General features: G+C 53.0%; 1 protein-coding gene. It reads left to right on the forward strand.

Translation table 11 applies throughout. From position 1 onward, the window contains the following. Positions 1-383: 383 nt before the first annotated feature. Positions 384-627: hypothetical protein (locus ACUHMQ_RS20960; RefSeq protein ID WP_445297377.1), on the forward strand; the 244-nt coding region annotated here is incomplete at its 3' end.

Raw genomic sequence — 627 nt, forward strand, 5'->3', positions numbered from 1 at the left:
TAACATTTCCATGGTGATCACCCTTTCTCTCCTGCCTAGAAATTAGGCAGGGCAAGTAGAACACCTGGGTCAGTTTTGAATCGGCACTAGCACTTTGGCTGGGTCAGTTTTCGGTCAGCCGCAACATCAACATTCATCTACGCTTCGAAAAAGCCCGTCTCTGCGCCTGATAAAAGTATGAGTAGACACGCGCGCTACCATTTTTCCTAAACCAGCCTCCCAGACGCAAAAACCGACCAACTGCGATGGTCTGATGCGTTTGCTTTCAACACAGCTCATCTTTTTTCATTCGCCCACTAAACATTCGTACGCGTCGATAGGACACCTTGTCCGATGAAGGTTGCTGCGTTTCATGGCGGCCTGCTTATTTTCAGGGTGTACAGATGGTGGCAATCGTTGCAGGGCAGGATACGGGTTTATTTCAGGGCAGTCTGGCGCCACGCTTAGGGGCTGGGCAGTCCGCCAAGACGTTAGGGCAGGCTGGCGAAGGTGTCTTCGTCAATGTCGCCCACGGTAATCTGGTGTTGCAACGACGTGATGAGTTGCTGGTCGGGCGTGGTGTCGACGCCGATGTTCTTCGTACCTACAACAGCCAGGCCAAGCTCACCGACGACAACGGCGATGCCT

The organism is Chitinimonas violaceus (assembly GCF_052601015.1).